Raw genomic sequence first — 16,775 nt, 5'->3', positions numbered from 1 at the left:
AACGCCACCGCGCGTGGGTTCGCGCCACCGCTTTGCTTGTCCGCACGGGCTCCCGTCAGGGAGAACCGAATGACCGCTTGCGCCCAACGCCCAGGGGCGGGCCTGCGCCGCTTCGATCAGCACAACGCGGCCGCGTTGGCCGTTGCTGACCAATTTTCTGGCCTAGAAAAGGACACCACGCCGGCGCACGTCCTTTCTGCGATGAAACGGGCCGCCGTCTATCTTGGCTTCCCAAATCGCGTTGTTCAGGTAATCGACCTGATGTTCAGCTGGTCGATGCCTCAGGACTGGCGTGCCGGGCATATTCCAACCGTCTGGCCGCGCAACGATAAGCTGTCACACTTGCTCGGCATCTCAGTTCGCCAGGTCCAGAAAATCCTCAACAAGGCGCAAGAGCTCGGCCTCGTCACCTTCCGAGACAGCCCAAACGGTAACCGCGGCGGTCACCGCGACCGAAATGGTAACATCGTCTGGGCTTACGGCATCATCCTCAGCCCGCTCGGAGCCCGGTATCGCGAGTTTCTCGAAGTCGCCGCCCGAGGCGCTGCCGAGGACAAGCGCATTGACGAGCTCGCCCGACGCTTAGCTTCGGCCCGACGCGGCATTCGTTCGATAGCGCAGACCGCGCTCGACGTGGCGTATCGCGGCTTCAGACCGGAGGACGAGATCGCGCTGGCACGTATGGCGGCCGAACGGATCAGAGGCAGCCGCGACATTCCCATGATCGAAGCTTGCGTCCAGCAGCTTGAGGAACGTCGGCGTGCTCTCGAGACTGCTCTTCACGAAGCCCTAGCCGGACAAACGATGCCTCAGAATCCGAATGAAAATTCATGGCCGGACGATCCGAATGACACCCTTTCTACAACTACAACTCAACTCCAATCTGCTACCGCAGATCACAGTAGCGGCTTGTCGATCAGGAGTAGTGAAGATTACGACGTCCGCCTCGCCCAGCCTCAGACCGAAGTGGAAAGCGACCTCGAGAAACACGGTGTCGATCCGACCTTCATCCGGGAGGCGGCGCCCGAGTTACTCCAATCGCTCGATTACGCGCCGGCGACGTGGGGCAACGTGATCGCGCTAGCCGAGCGTCTAAGCGGTCAGCACCGGATCGCCTCATCAGCATGGCGTGAGGCCTGCCGCGTCATGGGGCAGCGCGGCGCAGCGGCCGCGGTGATCGCGACCGTCGAAAAGCACCGGTCCGGGGAGGTGTTGCAACCCGGCGCGTACCTGCGCGGCATGACCAAGAAGGCAACGAACGCCGAACTCCGGCTAGGGAAGACCATGTTCGGCCTGAAAGACCGAACACGAAGCGACGGTATGCGCGCGCTTGCCGCCGGCGCTCCCGAAGGAAGCATCGGACTGATCGCGAATCGGTTGCTCCGCCGCGCCACGGAGGCTCGCCGGCCGGACGCGTCGCGGTGACGCGAACACAGTCCGGGAACATCGGGATAGGGTTCCTAAAAGCACGAGCTCCGACCTGTTTCTGCGCGTCTGGGAGCGCTCCAACCCTCGCGATAAGGCCGTTCCGCACGGAAAGTGGCCAAAAGGTCTCGTGCTTTTGGGAACCGTGTCTGCCCAACGACGAGACGACCTCCGGAACGCCGTGGTTAATCATCGGCCCCCTGGAGCGAGCGGTCGATCCGCAGGTCGGGCGGGCAGGGCATCGTCGTGGGAAAAGCGGCCGATTTTCACGGGTTAGGTCCAGACGTGTGGTACGGTTCCTAAAAGCACGAGCCTGCGGAAGAAATCCGCAGTGAGCGGCTCCTTCCGGTTGAGAACCCGTCGACGTCGACCCGCAAGGGCTCGAATCTTCGTGCTTTTAGGAACCCTGTGGCCTCGACCCTCCCCTCCGGCGCAGCTTCCGGCTATAACCACAACCGTCGACATGCGAGGAATGCTATGGGCGCGCTCACCACAGCCGATAATGCACAACTCAACCTGCTCGACCTAGACAGCCCGCTGCAGGGCAAGGTCCGGGGCGAGCGAAGCATCATGGATTATCCACTCTTCTCGCTTGCAAAGAAGCCGCAGACCGAGCCCCAGGTTCACGAGATCGAGGGCATAAGCATCGAAATTCGGCCCAGCGGTGGCGGAATCGCGACCATGTACGACAAAGAGATTGTTCTTTACGCGATCTCGCATATCAACGCTCGCCATCGCCGCGGCGAGCGGGTCGACAACGCGGTCGTCTTTGCGGCGCACGACTTTTTCCGCGCAACCGGAGTGTCGCGTCCCTCGAAGCGGGATTATGATCGCTTTCAAGAGGCGTTGGGCCGACTGCAAGGCACCCAGATCAAGACGAACATTCGGACCGGCAACGCTGGCAGCAAGGGCTGGTTCTCATGGTTCTCGGAAGCGGTTTCGACGACCCGTCGCATGCCCGACGGCTCGGACCAACTGGAGTTCGTTAAAGTCATCCTCTGCGAATGGCTCTATCGCGCGATCACGAGAGACCGCGAAATTTATCAGTATCACGATGACTATTTCCGCCTGAGCCTCTATGAACGCCGGCTCTATGAGCTTGCACACTGCTACGCCCGAGAGGACGAGCATGAAATGTCTATCGAGCGTTTCGCTCAGAAGATTGGATCCAGCGCGACAATCAAGAAGCTGAAGAACACCTTAAAGGAGATTGAGGCTGAGGATCGCATCCCTGAGTACCGTGTTGAGCTTCGTGACATCATCGAGGACGAGCCCGCGATTGATAGCCTTGGCCGAAAGCGAAAGAAGGTACGTAGCGTTGTTGTGATGCGTCCTCGTAAAGGCGACAGCACGCGTATGCTCGCAGCGTAAGCTAGAGAAGTTAGAATCGTGAAACCGAGATCGATCGGCGAGGTGACCGCGGGAGGGGTGAGGGAAGCACGGTCGACTCCGGCGAGGCGGTCAGCCGCGACCAGTTGGCGATGATGTCGGTGACATAAGCCTGGGTCTCTGCAATCCGGGGTACCAGGCCATCACGAACACGACCAGGACCGGCATTGTAGGCGGCGAGCGCCAATTGGACCCGGCCGAAGTTGTCGAGCTGCTGACGCAGGTAGCGCGCCCCGCCGCGCATGTTCTGATACGGATCGAGGCGATCAACCCCAAGCCCAGCCGCCGTCCCGGGCATCAACTGCGCGAAGCCGAAGGCGTTCCTCGGCGAAACGGCGAGCGGATTGTAACGGCTCTCCCGAATGATCATCGCATCGAACAAGCCCGTTGGGATACCATGCTCGCACGCGATCGAGCTCATCATGCCGTAATAGGCCGCGCGTCGACCTTCGGCCTCCCGAGACAGAAATCCCGACGGTCGGTAAGTCAGTGGGGCGCAGCCTGGAACGAAGGGGGGCGCGGCGATCGTCTGGATATTTGCTCGCATCCAGCCAGGCACTGCGATCGATGACGAGGTGGGGATCGTGGCGAACGTGGCCTGAGACACAGGAGCGGCTTTTACGAGACCTGCCAGTTCGCGCTTCATACGATACTCGACGTACCGTCGACTGAGATCGTGGACGGCGAACTCGGCAGGAAGGGCCGTATCTACCCCGACGTCGGATGATGGAACCGCGACGCCGTCGCTCCCCGCGGTTGGTAAAGCAGTCATCGAAATCAACTCGACCCGTCTGGATGACTGCTGCTTCCGGTTCGCGGCGTTCGCCGTGCCGGTCAGCACCACACCTATTAGAGCTGCTCGAACGATCGTTCGCCGCACAATAACCTCCTGAAATCGTCGCTTTAAAGGAGTGGGCAGAAGCTATTCGAGCTTGTCAAGACGGCCAACCGAGCCGAAACTGCCCTCTAAACCGTGCCGGAAGGTCTCTTCGAGCATGTGGTTGATCCATCGCGACACTGACGGACAAGGCCCAAACCGCATCCCTCTTCCGCCTCAACTCCGGGAGGCGTTGGTGCGATGGTACGTGGGAGAGGGCTCGTTCCACGATGAGCAGGCCGGGATCACGCTGGTTCAGAACGCACGCATAGGCCATCGCTGGATCGCTTGCAGCTGCCTCGGCGCGGACAAGCGCCCGCCGATCCTCACCCCTGCGTTCCTGTCGGAGGCCGAGACCTACTATCTGCGACGCCTCACGAGCGAGAAGCGGCCGGAGCATCGTCCGGAGTGCCCCTTTTTCCGCGACCAGGTCACCAACCGCATCACTGAGGTGCGCTCCCACAACACGCCAACCGATCCACCAGCGGGGTTCTTCGAGGTGCTCCGGCCAGCGCCGGAGAAGCTCGCCCAGCGTCCCGAGGAAGACAGCCACGACGACCGCACACGCAACGCCTCGACCCCGCGGCTTGCTCGTTTGCTCTGGCGGCTGATGGACACGGCGGGCTCGAACAGCGTGCCTCCGCTAGGCGCTGGCCCGGACTGGTCGATCAAGGAAGGGTTCGCCGCCATCATGCGGGCAGCGGGCAAGATCGAGATTGCGCCAGGGATCGAGCTGGCACGCGCGCTCTGGACCCATGCCCGCCCGCTCGAGGCAAATGTCGTTTATGCCACGCTACGTAGCCTGGCGCCGAACTGGCCGAAGGCGCACGCGCCGCAGGGTTTCGTGCTTCTCTATGCGCCGGCCGTCCAAGGTCACGAGATCCACGTCCCCGATGGCCTACCGGTCCACATCGCGAACCGCGTCCAGTCTCCCTCGATCCGCGGCAACCGCATCAGCGGGCCCTTCCTCGTCCTGGTGGTCGCCGGCGAATACCCGGAGGCGCATGGCTACGCACCGCTGCGCGCCTATGCACAGCCAATCTATAACGGACGGCTGTTCGTGCCGGTAGAGTCTGACTTCGAGCGGAAGGTGCTCAAGCGGATCCTCGAGACGCAGCGGATGCTCCGCGGCAGTGGCATCGATCTCGCGATCGGCAAGCCGCTCTTCGACACGATGACGCCCGATGGCCCGTGCCGGCCTGACTTCGTGCTTGAAGGACGATCGCGGGTGACGGGCGAGTTGCGCACGATCGTGGTGGAGGCGATGGGCTTCGACACCGATGAGTATCACGCTGCCAAGGCAATTACGCATCCGCGCATGCGCCACATGGGCGAGCTGCTAAGCCTCACTCCCGCTGACATCGAGGATGACGCAGCGCCGGTACGCATCGCCGCGGCGCTCGCGCTGTAGCGGATCAGGACCAGCTCATGGTCGCGGCGAAGGAACCGACGATGCCGAGTGTCACCGGCGTCGACAACAAATACAGCTTCTGCCAGCGCCACCAAGCCTTCGGCAGAAGAAGAACCGCTCCGCGAACAGTACGGGCATCCTGCCAGATCTTGTCTTTCCAGAGCCCTTGCAAAGTCACAGTGACCGAAAGCGCCATCGCGATGGCGCAGCAGATGCCGGCCGCCAGGTAGATTGCGATCCAATTGGCAATCTCGATGGCCGAAAACTGCGACATCCACACCTCTTTTGAAAGCGCGTGTCGACAAACAGGCGCCGATCGATTCTAGTTCCAAGGCAGCCTACGAGCGCAGGCTTTAGCACCCGGTAAACGGACCGGCACTAAGTAGCACCCCATTCTACAGGGGTAGAGATGGAGCGGAGAGGGAGGGAAGGAGCGGGCTGCTCGGGTGGCCTTGTTCTCCCTTCAATACGGGCTGCGTCACCGCCGCCCAGGCACGGGGTCTCTCCACCATGCAACGTATCGTGCTTGTCATCCGCGACCGTGGCCGAAAGGACATCGTCGCCTTCCATCCGACCGAACAGGCCGCACGCGAGGCGCTGGCGGACTACGTCCGTGAGCGAACGCCTGAGGCATCGGACGCCGAAAACGACGCTGAGCTGATCGCAGCCTATTTCGCTGACGAATCCGTCGCGCTCTACACCATCGCCGGCGTCCCCGCCGCGAAGTGCTGATGGAGGCAAGCCATGGCCATCATTGCCAACCGTCCGTCGCAGAAGCTGGTGGATCTCGTTGGGGCGCTCGGAGGATCCTGGCACGGTAACGTGGCAACCTGCCGCTGCCCTGCGCACGCTGATGGTACACCCAGCCTCTCGCTCCGGCAGGGCGATCGCGGGCTGCTCGTCACCTGCTTCGCCGGTTGCGACCCCATCGACGTCCTGCGCGAGCTCGACCGTATCCCGTTGGGCCGACGCTATGAGCCGCCGGAGGCGCCACGCGCAGCCGGCACTGCCAACATCGAACGGCTCTGGAGTGAGGCGCGACCTGTGCCCGGAACATGCGCTGAGCGCTACCTCGCCTCGCGCTTCCTTCTGCCGCTACCCACCGACGTGCGATTTCACGCACGGTGCCCGCTCGGTCCCAAGCCCCGTACGGTGTTCAAGCCCGCCCTCCTTGTGGCGGTCCGCGAAGCACAGCGCCTGGTCGCTTTCCAACGAATCTTCCTTGATCCGGGGAGTGCGGCTTACACCGAGAAGGCGACCCTCGGGACGCTCGGCTCTGGGGCGTGGCGAGGGGGCGGGTTGGCTCCGACCATCGGCCTCGCCGAGGGCTTCGAGACCGCCCGCGCCTGGTCGCTGCTGCGCGGGCTGCCGTGTTGGGCGTCGCTCGGCTCGCGCCGGCTCGACGTGCTGACGATTCCGTCCACGGTGACGAAGCTGATCCTCGCAGGCGACAACGACCTGGCCGGACGGCGCGCGGTCGCGCGTAGCGCCGCGCGCTATGCGACCGACGAGCGCGTGATCGAGGCGGACTTTCCGCCTGCGCCGTTCAACGACTGGGCCGAGGCGCTCGAGGCGGGAGAGAGGGGAGGGGGAGGAAGGAGGTGAGCTGCCGGATGGCAGTCTGATCAAGGGAGCCTTCCATGTCCGACCTTCTCGATCTGCCGCCGGTGACCGACCGACCAGCGGCGCTGACGATCGCCGAGCTGCTCGCCGGCGAAGCGCCGATCACGCGGCGCGACCTCAACAGCGCCATGACCGCAGCGTTCGGCGGCAGCGACGCGGATGGTCACTGGACCCAGCGCGCCAGCTTCGAGATGCTCGAGCATGCGGTCGCTCTCCACGTTGCACGACAGCCCTATCCCCTCGCGACGCTCGCCGGCGTGCCGCATGCCGCGGCACTGATGGAGCGCCTGCCGACGCAGACGGTCCGCAGCGAGGAGCAGATCGAGCTCCAGCAATTCTCGACCCCGATCGATATCGGCGCGCTCGCGGCGGTAATGGCGGCAATCGGGCCGAACGATATCGTGCTCGAGCCGAGCGCGGGTAACGGGCTGCTCGCGGTGCAGGTGCCGCATCGCGCCGGGCTGCAGCTCAACGAGATCGATCCCAAGCGCCGCGAACGGCTGGCAAGCGTCTTCCCCAACGCGATCATCACCGGTCACGACGGCGCTGCCCTCGTCAGCCTTCACGCTGCGCTGGAGCGCCCGACCGTCGTGTTGATGAACCCTCCGTTTTCACGGAGCGTCGGCCGCGGTGCTGATAACCTGGCCGCGCTGCGTCATCTGCAGGCAGCTATCCGCCGGGTGGCGAAGGGCGGTCGCGTCGTGGCGATCATGCCGGACTGGTTCGCACCGAGCGCTCAGCTCAAGGCCGCCTATGAGGCGGTGCTGACAGGCTGCACGGTGCGCACCTCGCTGCGGCTCGAGAGCTGTTATCGCAAGCACGGCACCGATATGGCGGTCCGGCTTTACGTCATCGACAAGGTCGCGGGCGGTACGTCGCACACGGTGATCCAGCGCCGCGCTGTGCTGGACTTCCTTGATGCGGTCACGGTGCCTGTTCGAGCCGAGCTCGTGAGTGATGCGAACGTGGCGAAGTCGGCGCCAGCCGTCGTCACCCTGTTCGGCGCCGCACGCGCCGCGACGCCAGCTGTCGCCCGCACCTACCATGCTCCCGTCCGAAACGCGGTACTGCCGGTCAGCTATACGACGCTGGCTGCGCCGGCGCCGCTGGCCGATCAGGTCGGTGTGTATCTGCCGTATCGGCCGAGCCGGATCGGCTTCGAAGCCGCGGGAGAGCACCCGACGGCGCTGGTGGAGTCGGTCGCGATGGGCTCGATCCCGGCGCCGATCCCGGCGCATATTCCGCACCTGCCAGAGCGCACCGTCTCCGACCGTCTCTTGTCCTCCTCGCAGCTCGAGACGGTGATCTACGCCGGACATGCCTGGAACCAGCTGCTGCCGGGCAGCTTCAAGCCAGCCAAGGAAGGCGTTGGCCTCACCATCGACGAGGAGGGCCGCCGCTACCGCAAGGGCTTCTTCCTCGGCGACGGCACCGGCGCCGGCAAGGGCCGTCAGGTCGCCGCCTGCATCCTCGACAACTGGCTGCAGGGCCGGCGTCGCCACATCTGGGTGACGAAGAACGAGCCGCTGCTCGAAGACGCCAGGCGGGATTGGTCGGCGCTCGGCGGTCTGCCCGGTGACGTGCAGCCGGTCTCCAACTGGAAGATCGACGAACCGATCCGCCTCCTCGAAGGCGTGCTGTTCGTCACCTATCCGACGCTGCGCTCGATGCGCACCGACAACAGCCGGCTGCAGCAGATCCTCGACTGGGCCGGGCCGGACTTCGACGGCGTTATCGCGTTCGACGAGGCGCACGAGATGGGTGGCGTGGCGGGCGGCGAGGGCGCGCTCGGCAAGAAGGACGGCTCGCAGCAGGGGATCTGTGGTGTCCTCCTGCAGAACCACCTCCCCGACGCGCGCGTGCTCTACGCCTCCGCCACAGGCGCCTCGGACGTCAACAACCTCGCATACGCGGTGCGGTTGGGCCTGTGGGGGCCTGAGACGGCTTTCGCCAACCGCGAGACGTTCATCTCCGAGATCCGCAAAGGCGGGATCGCCGCAATGGAGCTGGTCGCGCGCGATCTGAAGGCGCTCGGGCTCTACACCGCGCGCGCGCTCAGCTTCGCCGGCGTCGAGTATGACGTGCTGAAGCACGAGCTGACGCCCCAGCAGATCGAGATCTACGACACCTACGCGAACGCCTGGAGCGTGATCCTCCAGAACATGGAAGAAGCGCTGAAGCTCACCGACGTCGTCGACGCACTCGAGGGCGGCACGCTGAACAGCGGCGCCAAGGCGGCCGCGCGCTCTCGGCTGGAATCGTGCAAGCAGCGCTTCTTCGGCCAGGTCCTGCTCGCGATGAAGCTGCCGACGGTCATCGCCGCGATCGAACAGCATCTCAAGGCCGACCAGTCGGTCGTGCTGCAGCTGGTGACGACGGCTGAGGCGATCCTCGACCGCAGGCTGGGCCAGATGTCGGCCGAGGAGCGCGCCGATCCGACGATCGACCTGTCACCGACCGAGTATATCGCCGACTACCTCCAGCGTGCGTTCCCAACGCGCCAGATGGAGACCTACAGCGACGACACCGGAGCCGTGCGTTCGCGCCCGATGACCGACGAGGCGGGACACCCGGTCTACAATCCGGATGCGATCGCCGCGCGCGACGCCATGCTCGAGCACATCTGCGGCTTGCCTCCGATCAAATCGGCGCTTGATGCACTGATCGAGCATTTCGGCACCGACGACGTCGCCGAGGTGACCGGTCGCTCCAAGCGGCTCGTGCCGACGTCGGACGGGCGGCAGAAGGTCGAGACGCGCTCAGGCCGCTCCAGCCAGGTCGAGGCCGCAGCCTTCATGGCCGGCAGCAAGCGCGTGCTGGTCTTCTCGGACGCGGGCGGGACCGGGCGCTCGTACCACGCGAGCCTCGACGCCAAGAACCAGCAGCAGCGCGTCCACTTCCTGCTCGAGCCGGGCTGGCGCGCCGATCGCGCTATCCAGGGGCTCGGCCGCACCCACCGCACCCATCAGGCCTCCACGCCGCTGTTCCGGCCGGTGACAACCGACTGCAAAGGCGAGCTGCGCTTCACCTCGACGATCGCCCGCCGGCTCGACAGCTTGGGGGCACTGACCCGCGGGCAGCGCCAGACCGGCGGGCAGAACCTGTTCGACCCGGCCGACAACCTCGAGAGCGAATATGCCAAGGACGCGCTGGTCACCTGGTTCGGCTTGCTCGATCAGGGCAAGCTCACCAGTACCACGATGGACGACTTCTGCGCGCGTACCGGGCTGGAGCTCTACGACAGCGACGGCAACCTGAAGGAGGAGCTGCCGCCCATCCAGCGCTGGCTCAACCGCCTGTTGGCGCTGCCGATCGGGCTGCAGAACGTCATTTTCGACGAGTTCCTGTCGCTAGTGGAGACCCGGGTCGCTGCGGCGCGCAAGGCGGGCACGCTCGACGTCGGGGTGGAAACCATCACGGCCGACACCGCGACCGTGGTCGACGACACGCTGCTGCGCACCGATCCGCTATCGGGTGCGACGTCGCACCTCCTCACCATCGAGATCGCGCGCAAGAAGACGCCGATCCCGCTCGACGACATTCTCCTTACCGCTCGTTGGGCACGGGATTCCGCGTTCGTCATGAACGCCCGCTCGGGCAAGGTCGCGCTGCAGCTGCGCGCGCGGCCGTGGATGGACCAGCAGGGCGAGGCCATCCCCCGGCTTGAGCTGCAGCGACCGTGCCGACGCGAGTATATCGGAGAAGCGGACCTGCTCGAGTCCGCCTGGGACAAGATCGACCGCGCCACGTTCGAGGCGAAATGGGCCGAGGAGGTCGCTGAGCTTGCGGGGCAGACCGAGATCGAGACGATCCGGCTGGCGACGGGGCTGCTCCTGCCGATCTGGTCAGCGCTGCCGTCCGACCACCTCGCGGTGAACCGCATTGTGGACGGGCAGGGTAACTCCTGGCTCGGCCGCCTCGTGTTCGACCAGCACGTCGCCCAACTCTACACCAAGCTCGGCATCGCTAAGAGCGAGGACCTGCCTGTCGACGCTATTGCGCACTCGGTCATGTCGGGCCGCAGCGTCGACGTCACGCGACCTTTCCCGATGACCATCCGGAGGGCGTTCGTGAACGGCACCCAGCGGATCGAGATCGAGCGCGCACCGGCTCAGCAGCTCGCCTATCTGAAGTCACTCGGCTGTTTCACTGAGATCATCGCCTATCGCACGCGCGTCTTCGTGCCGGTCAGCGAGGCGACTGAAATCCTCGAGCGGCTTCTCAAGGCGGATTAGGAGCGGCCGAGAAGGTAGATTGAGATGAAAGGTGCAGCTCCTGTCGCAGCTGCAAGAAGCCACGGCACCCACGACTGCCGAAAACGGATCAGCAAGAAAACTGTCGTGATGTCGAGCGTGATGTAGGCGACGAAGATATATGAGTGCCACTCATCGCCAGACTCTACCTTCGCGGGCATCTCGGCAAGATATCTAAGCGCGGCCGCTGGAACGGCGAGGCAGCATAGGAGGCTGAGCGCGATGAGCGCCGTTTCCTCAAGGGAGACCCAGGCCTTCCGCCACATAAGTCGAATGTTCGCGACGATACCGCCACAGGTCAATCAGTCGCTGCTCATTATCGATTGGCCGGCCCGGCATGACGCGCGGGCCGGCCTCTCGGTTATGCCTCGGTCGTCTCAGCGGACTTTGCCTTGGACCGACGCGGCTTAGGGGCGGGCGCTTCCGGCGCAGCTTCGGCGATCTTCTGGCCAGGCTTGCGGCCGAGCCCGATCTTCTTCGCCATCGTGCGACGCGCCTCGCTGTAGCTCTCGGCCACCATCGGATAGTCGCGCTTCAGATTGTAGCGCTCGCGATACTGGTCAGGCGTCAGACCGTTGGTCGACAGATGGCGGCGCAGCGTCTTGTACGGCTTGCCATCGATCATGCTGATGATGTGGTCCTTGTTCGCGAGCGACTTACGGACCGATACTGCAGGCGTGTATTCCGACTGGGCTGGCTCCGAGCTCGCCTCACCTGGCGCGCTGCTAAGGTTCGCCACGGCATCGTGCATCGTCTTCAGGAACGCCGGCACATCGTCGGCCGAGGTGCGCGTATTCGGGTTCGACAGCCACGCGATCGTCAGCTCGGTCGCCAGTTCGACGGGGTTCGTTTCTTCGGTCATGTTGGATCCCGGTAATCAGGGGGACGGTCGCGGACGCGACGGCATCGTCATAGCGCAAGGCGCTGCCGCAGTAACTCTGAACAGTCCGAGAACATGTCACGTTCCGAGGCAGCCCTGAGCAATGGAGAGAAGGGGGAGGGGAGCTGGTGTCCGGCAGAACGTCGGATGCTCAGCATAAGGGTGATTTTCCATGATCCAGTCCGTCAAGCTGTCGAAGCTGGTCCTCTCCGACGTCAACGTACGCAAGCGTCGCGCCGATAAGGCCGAGAGCTTCGCGATCAGCATCGCCGCCAATGGTATCCTGCAGAACCTGATCGTCACGCCGCTCAAGAAACCGCGTGGCCATTACGGCGTCGTCGCCGGCGAGAGCCGCTACCGCGGCCTGATGCTGCTCGCCGAGCGCGGTGAGATCAACGCTGACGAGTATGACGTCCCGGTCAAGCTGATGACCGGCGCCGAAAGCGAGCTGTCAGAGGTGTCGCTGGTCGAGAACTTCCAGCGCGATAGCATGAACCCGGCCGACGAGTGCCGCGGCTTCCAGCTCATCCTCTCGCAGGGCGGCGACATCGACGGGCTCGCGCGGCGCTTCGGTGTGACCCGCCGCTTCGTCGTTCGGCGTCTGCGGCTCGCCAATCTGGCCGAGCCGATCTTCGAGGCGCTGGCCGACGAGAAGATCAGCCTTGAAATGGCCAAGGCGTACGGCACGACCGCCAGCCATGAGCGCCAGCTCAAAGTGTGGAACGCCTACGGCCAGAGCAGCTACAACACGCCGGACACCATCCGGCGCACGATCGCCAACGACGATATGCGCTCGAGCGATCCGGTTGCGCTGCTCGTCGGCGCCGAGGCGTACGAGGCGGCAGGTGGCGTGATCGAGCGCGAGCTGTTCAGCGACGGCGACGACCGCTGGACCAATCCGGAGATCGTCCAGAGGCTCGCCGGCGAAAAGATGGAAGCCGAGGCAAAGCGCATCGGCGACGAGCGCGGCTTCGCCTGGATCCGTCCGGTCGCGTCGAGCAGCACCTACAACGCCGCGCATGGCCTGTACCGCGTGCATCTGCCAACCGAGCCGATGACCGAGGAGCAGGGCGCGCGAGCGGTCGAGATCGAGGCGCTCCTGGCACCGCTGCAGGAGCAGCTCGAGAGCGCCACGCTCAGCGACGAGGCGCACATCGAGATCGAGGGGCAGTACGACACGCTCGCCGCGGAACTCGACGCGCTCGAGCATCGCCCGGTCATGATGCCCGCCGAACTGGCCTCCCGCGTCGGCGCCTTCCTGACGCTGTCTCATACCGGCGAGATGGTGCTCGACGACACCTTCTACAGCGAGACTCCGATCACGGTGACGATGGTCGAGCCGGACGCGGCGGAAGACGATGCCGGCGAGCACGAAGGCGATGATGCGTCGGACGACGGGTCCGAAGGCGATGCCGACGACTCCGAGCGTCGTGCGCCGGTCGCGACTTTCCGCATCGAGGAAGGGGCGGGGCATACCATCGGCCGCGGCAACACGACGTCGGTCGTCGAGCCCGACCGCGCCGCACCGGGTGGCAAGCCGATGAGCCAGGTCCTGATGGATCAGCTCGCAATCCAGCGTCGCGACGTGCTCGGTGCTGCGCTGCAGGCCAACCCCGGTCTCGCGCTCGACTACATGATCTTCGTCATGATTGAGGGGCGTAACTACCGCAACGAAGGCAACGGGACGACCATCCGTGCGCCGCTGCCGCAGGATGCAGTGCCTGCGACTGGCGTGCCGGGCTCACGCGCGCGCGACTATCTCGCGGAGGTCTACGACGGTCTCGATGCGAGCTGGTCCGAACCGGACAACAAGGTGGCGCGCTTCGAGGCGTTCCGCGTCCTCTCCGACGACACCAAGGCCAAGTGGCTGGCGTGGATCGTGGCCACGTCGTTCGACGCCAAGGAGGGCTACGGCGCGCCCAAGCAGATCCCGCTCCAGAACCGCCTCGCCACCATCCTCGAGGTCGATGTGGCCAGCTGGTGGCGTCCGACATCGGAGAACTTCTTCGACCGCGTGCCCAAGGGCGCGCTGCTGTCGCTGCTCGACGAGGTCGGCGGTCCGTCGCTCACCAGCCGCAACGCCAGCAGCAAGAAGCCGGAGATCTCGGCTTCGTGCCAGAAGCTCTTCGCCGGCGATGCGATCGTCGAGGCCGAGGTGAAGGAGAAGGCGCTCGCCTGGGTGCCGACTGCGATGCGCTTCAACGACGTCACCTCCGGCGAGGCGGTCGAGGACGACGGGCAGGACGAGCTCGCCGGCTTGATCGGCGACGGCACCGGCGCCGGCGAGGAGGACGACCTGGCCGCGCTCATCGGTGAAGACGCCGGCGAGCCCGCTGGTGACGGCACGGGCGATGTCGATGCCGAGAGCAGCGGCACCGGCGACGTTATGCCGCCCGAGCACCAGAACGACGACACCGTCAGCGACGTGGTCGCGGCCGAGTAACAGCACACCCGCTGGGCAACCTGCTGCCGGCGCTGCCTCACGCGGCGCCGGCAGCTTCTTTCCACGTTCATCAAGGAGCCGCGCCATGCCCGCCGGCACCCGCGACATCGCGGCCGCAATCACCGACACCATCATCGCCAAACTCGAGGCCGGCACCGTGCCGTGGCAGCGCCCATGGTCGATCACTGGCGAGGGGGGCCGTCCGCTGCGCCACGAGGGCACGCCGTACCTCGGCATCAACTCCATCTGGCTCTGGGTCATGGCCGATTTTCTCGGCTTCCGGAGCCGCTACTGGATGACCGCGCGCCAGGCTGAGGAGCTTGGCGGGCAGGTGCGCCGCGACGCGCAGCCGTCTTTTTCGGTCTACAGCTCGACCTTCCGCAAGCGCGGCCAGCCCAACCTTGAGGGGATCTCGGCCGACAAGCTGATCCGCTTCCTGCGCTCGTACACCGTCTTCAATGCCGACGAGATCGAGGGTCTGCCGAGCTACTTCTACGCGCGCCCAGTGCCGCCCACACCGACGCTGCTCTCGGCGCGACAGGATCGTATCGACGCCTTCTTCGCAGCCATCCCGTCGAAGATCCGCCGCGGCGGTGATCGCGCCTTCTTCAGCTACACCTTCGATTACATCCAGATGCCGCACGCCGGCAGCTTCAAGTCGGCCGACGCGCACGCGTCCATCCTGGCGCATGAGCATGCCCATTGGACCGGGCACTCGTCGCGACTGGATCGGACCTTCGGCAAGAAGTTCGGTGACAAGGCGTACTGCGTCGAGGAGCTCGTCGCCGAGCTTACCGGCGCGATGGTCTGCAGTGATCTCGGCCTGCCGTCCGAGATCCATGACAGCCACGCGAACTACGTCGCCGACTGGCTGCGGGTGCTGCGCGCCGACAAGAGCGCGATCTTCGTCGCCGCGACCAAGGCAGAGCAGGCCTTCGCCTATCTGCGCGCCTTTTCGGCCGAGGCCGCGACCCGCGATGCAGAGAAGCTCGCGGCATGATCCACGTTTCAAGGAGAACCCGGCATGGGTTGGCTTTCGATGCCTCGCACCAGCATGGGCGGCTTCGCCACGCCCAAGGCCTATCTGGACGACCAGTTCACTTACTCGCGCGAGCAGGATGGTGGCGGCACGCGCGGTGCGCGCGTCATCGCAAGCGCCTGCCCCGGAAACCGCGCGTGGTATGCCGCTGTCGAGCTGCTCGAGAACGGTGTCGCCACCTCCGTCATCGCCGCGATCTGTGAGGTGCGGTGGACGCCGAACGCCGCGGACGGATACGTCTTCGCCTATAAGGATCTGACCGAGAACGCCGGACCGTGCTCGGACGAGTGCCCGGAACGCATCCTTCGCCTCCTGCCGGCAACCGACAACGAGGGGGCGCTGGACTGGCGTCGACGCTGTCTCGCGCGGCTGCGCCAGCGAGCGCGGCGGATCGACGACGGCATGCGCGTACGCTTCCCCGGGCCGATCCGCTTCGAGGATGGGCATTCCGGCACCGAGTTCATCGTTGTGAAGCGGGGCAGCCGGATAACCGTTCGGTGCGCCTCGGGCTTCGGCCACTACCGTATCCGCAACTTCCGCGATCTGCCGTGGACCGTCGTGCCGGTGACGAAGGTCCACGCGACAGTCTTCGCGAAGTCGCCCGCATCTGCAATGCCAGCCTGATGGAGCCTGACATGGAAGACGCCCCCTTTTCTCCCTTGCGCTGGCGTCTGTGCAGCGCCCTTCACGCCCGGCGTGTAGCGCAGCGAATGCAGGCCGAAGGCCTCGACGTCGTACTGCTGCTCACCGGCGACCGGATGCAGCCCTGGCGCGTGATGGAGCGCGCACACGCGCTGGTCGACGAGGTGAGCGCATGCGCCTGATCCTCGGCCTCGCACTCATCGCAGCTGCCTGCACCGGTACGGCGCCGCGGTCGGACCAAAGCGGCGCGATCACCGCCGATGGCCGCGCGATCGACGGCGACACCGTCTCGATCGACATCCGCTTGTTCGGCGCCGACGCCTTCGAGAAGCGCCAGATGTGCCGCACGACGTCAGGCTGCTGGCCGTGCGGCAAGGCCGCCCAGGACTATGCCTCCAAGCTGCTCAAGGCCAACTCGGCCACGATCCGGTTGACCGGCAAGCAGAGCTACGGACGGCCGATCGGGACCGTCGATGTCGGTGGGCAGGATCTCGGTGAGACAATGATCGCAGCCGGCCTTGCTGTGCCAGCCACCAGTTACCTCAAAAGCGATCCTGCGCGCGCGCAACGGTACGTCGCGGCCTTCGAGACGGCGCAGCGCCGCCAACTCGGAGCGCACGCAGGCTACTTCGTCGATCCCGCAAAGTGGCGCCACGGCGAGCGCCTGTCGTGTGAGAGGCGAAGCTCACGCGGATGAAGGCCCATGATTACCCGGTAAGCCTAATAATCCGGTTACTCGGGGTACTCGGGAAGTCGGGACCCGCAGCCGCGGGGAGACAGCGGCGTATCATCC

General features: G+C 65.2%; 14 protein-coding genes. 11 read left to right on the top strand and 3 right to left on the bottom strand.

Annotated elements, in window-relative coordinates:
- The first annotated feature begins 69 nt into the window (after positions 1–69).
- Together repC and KZ820_RS18380 are read left to right on the top strand one after the other, a co-directional pair.
- On the top strand, positions 70–1,425 hold the full coding sequence (gene repC, locus KZ820_RS18385) for a plasmid replication protein RepC (protein ID WP_219750309.1): 1,356 nt from the start codon (positions 70–72) through the stop codon (positions 1,423–1,425).
- 477 nt (positions 1,426–1,902) lie between these two features.
- Positions 1,903–2,796 carry a replication initiator protein A gene (locus KZ820_RS18380; RefSeq protein ID WP_219750308.1) on the top strand — a complete coding sequence of 298 codons (894 nt, stop codon included), beginning with the start codon at positions 1,903–1,905 and terminating at the stop codon, positions 2,794–2,796.
- A 10-nt stretch (positions 2,797–2,806) separates the two neighbouring features.
- Here KZ820_RS18380 and KZ820_RS18375 read toward each other — a convergent pair whose 3' ends face one another.
- Positions 2,807–3,655 (bottom strand): lytic transglycosylase domain-containing protein, encoded by an 849-nt coding sequence (locus KZ820_RS18375; protein ID WP_308462278.1) that lies wholly within the window; start codon positions 3,653–3,655, stop codon positions 2,807–2,809.
- Positions 3,656–3,809: 154 nt separating this feature from the next.
- Here KZ820_RS18375 and KZ820_RS18370 point away from each other — a divergent pair, with 154 nt between their 5' ends.
- Positions 3,810–5,102, top strand: coding sequence for a DUF8535 domain-containing protein (locus KZ820_RS18370; protein ID WP_219750307.1), 1,293 nt, complete (start codon positions 3,810–3,812; stop codon positions 5,100–5,102).
- Positions 5,103–5,106: 4 nt separating this feature from the next.
- Here KZ820_RS18370 and KZ820_RS18365 read toward each other — a convergent pair whose 3' ends face one another.
- Positions 5,107–5,376: a hypothetical protein gene (locus KZ820_RS18365; protein WP_219750306.1), complete on the bottom strand. Its 270-nt coding sequence runs from the start codon at positions 5,374–5,376 to the stop codon at positions 5,107–5,109.
- A 236-nt stretch (positions 5,377–5,612) separates the two neighbouring features.
- Between KZ820_RS18365 and KZ820_RS18360 the strand changes: the two genes are divergently transcribed.
- From KZ820_RS18360 to KZ820_RS18350, 3 genes are read left to right on the top strand one after another with little or no spacing between them, the layout of a single operon-like run.
- Positions 5,613–5,834 (top strand): hypothetical protein, encoded by a 222-nt coding sequence (locus KZ820_RS18360; RefSeq protein WP_219750305.1) that lies wholly within the window; start codon positions 5,613–5,615, stop codon positions 5,832–5,834.
- A 12-nt stretch (positions 5,835–5,846) separates the two neighbouring features.
- Entirely contained in the window at positions 5,847–6,707 is an 861-nt protein-coding gene (locus KZ820_RS18355; protein WP_219750304.1) for a DUF7146 domain-containing protein, read from the top strand.
- Positions 6,708–6,742: 35 nt separating this feature from the next.
- Positions 6,743–10,960: a strawberry notch-like NTP hydrolase domain-containing protein gene (locus KZ820_RS18350; protein ID WP_219750303.1), complete on the top strand. Its 4,218-nt coding sequence runs from the start codon at positions 6,743–6,745 to the stop codon at positions 10,958–10,960.
- 379 nt (positions 10,961–11,339) lie between these two features.
- On the opposite strand, the gene KZ820_RS18345 is transcribed toward KZ820_RS18350, so the two are convergent.
- Positions 11,340–11,840 carry a Ros/MucR family transcriptional regulator gene (locus tag KZ820_RS18345; protein WP_219750302.1) on the bottom strand — a complete coding sequence of 167 codons (501 nt, stop codon included), beginning with the start codon at positions 11,838–11,840 and terminating at the stop codon, positions 11,340–11,342.
- 190 nt (positions 11,841–12,030) lie between these two features.
- Here KZ820_RS18345 and KZ820_RS18340 point away from each other — a divergent pair, with 190 nt between their 5' ends.
- From KZ820_RS18340 to KZ820_RS18320, 5 genes are all read left to right on the top strand, one after another.
- A complete protein-coding gene (locus KZ820_RS18340) occupies positions 12,031–14,301 on the top strand; it encodes a ParB/RepB/Spo0J family partition protein (RefSeq protein WP_219750301.1) in 2,271 nt (756 codons plus the stop codon).
- 85 nt (positions 14,302–14,386) lie between these two features.
- Positions 14,387–15,301, top strand: coding sequence for an ArdC family protein (locus tag KZ820_RS18335; RefSeq protein ID WP_219750300.1), 915 nt, complete (start codon positions 14,387–14,389; stop codon positions 15,299–15,301).
- 24 nt (positions 15,302–15,325) lie between these two features.
- Positions 15,326–15,964, top strand: coding sequence for a DUF6927 domain-containing protein (locus tag KZ820_RS18330; RefSeq protein ID WP_219750299.1), 639 nt, complete (start codon positions 15,326–15,328; stop codon positions 15,962–15,964).
- An 11-nt stretch (positions 15,965–15,975) separates the two neighbouring features.
- Complete coding sequence (locus tag KZ820_RS18325; RefSeq protein WP_219750298.1) at positions 15,976–16,164, top strand: hypothetical protein; 189 nt, start codon at positions 15,976–15,978, stop codon at positions 16,162–16,164.
- Positions 16,155–16,679 (top strand): thermonuclease family protein, encoded by a 525-nt coding sequence (locus KZ820_RS18320; protein ID WP_219750297.1) that lies wholly within the window; start codon positions 16,155–16,157, stop codon positions 16,677–16,679. The genes KZ820_RS18325 and KZ820_RS18320 overlap by 10 nt, the downstream gene beginning before the upstream one ends.
- Positions 16,680–16,775 lie beyond the last annotated feature (96 nt).

This window comes from Sphingomonas citri, from assembly GCF_019429485.1.
Lineage (GTDB): Bacteria > Pseudomonadota > Alphaproteobacteria > Sphingomonadales > Sphingomonadaceae > Sphingomonas > Sphingomonas citri.
The sequence above is the reverse complement of the archived record's forward strand: the minus strand, read 5'-3'. Positions and strand labels throughout refer to the sequence as shown.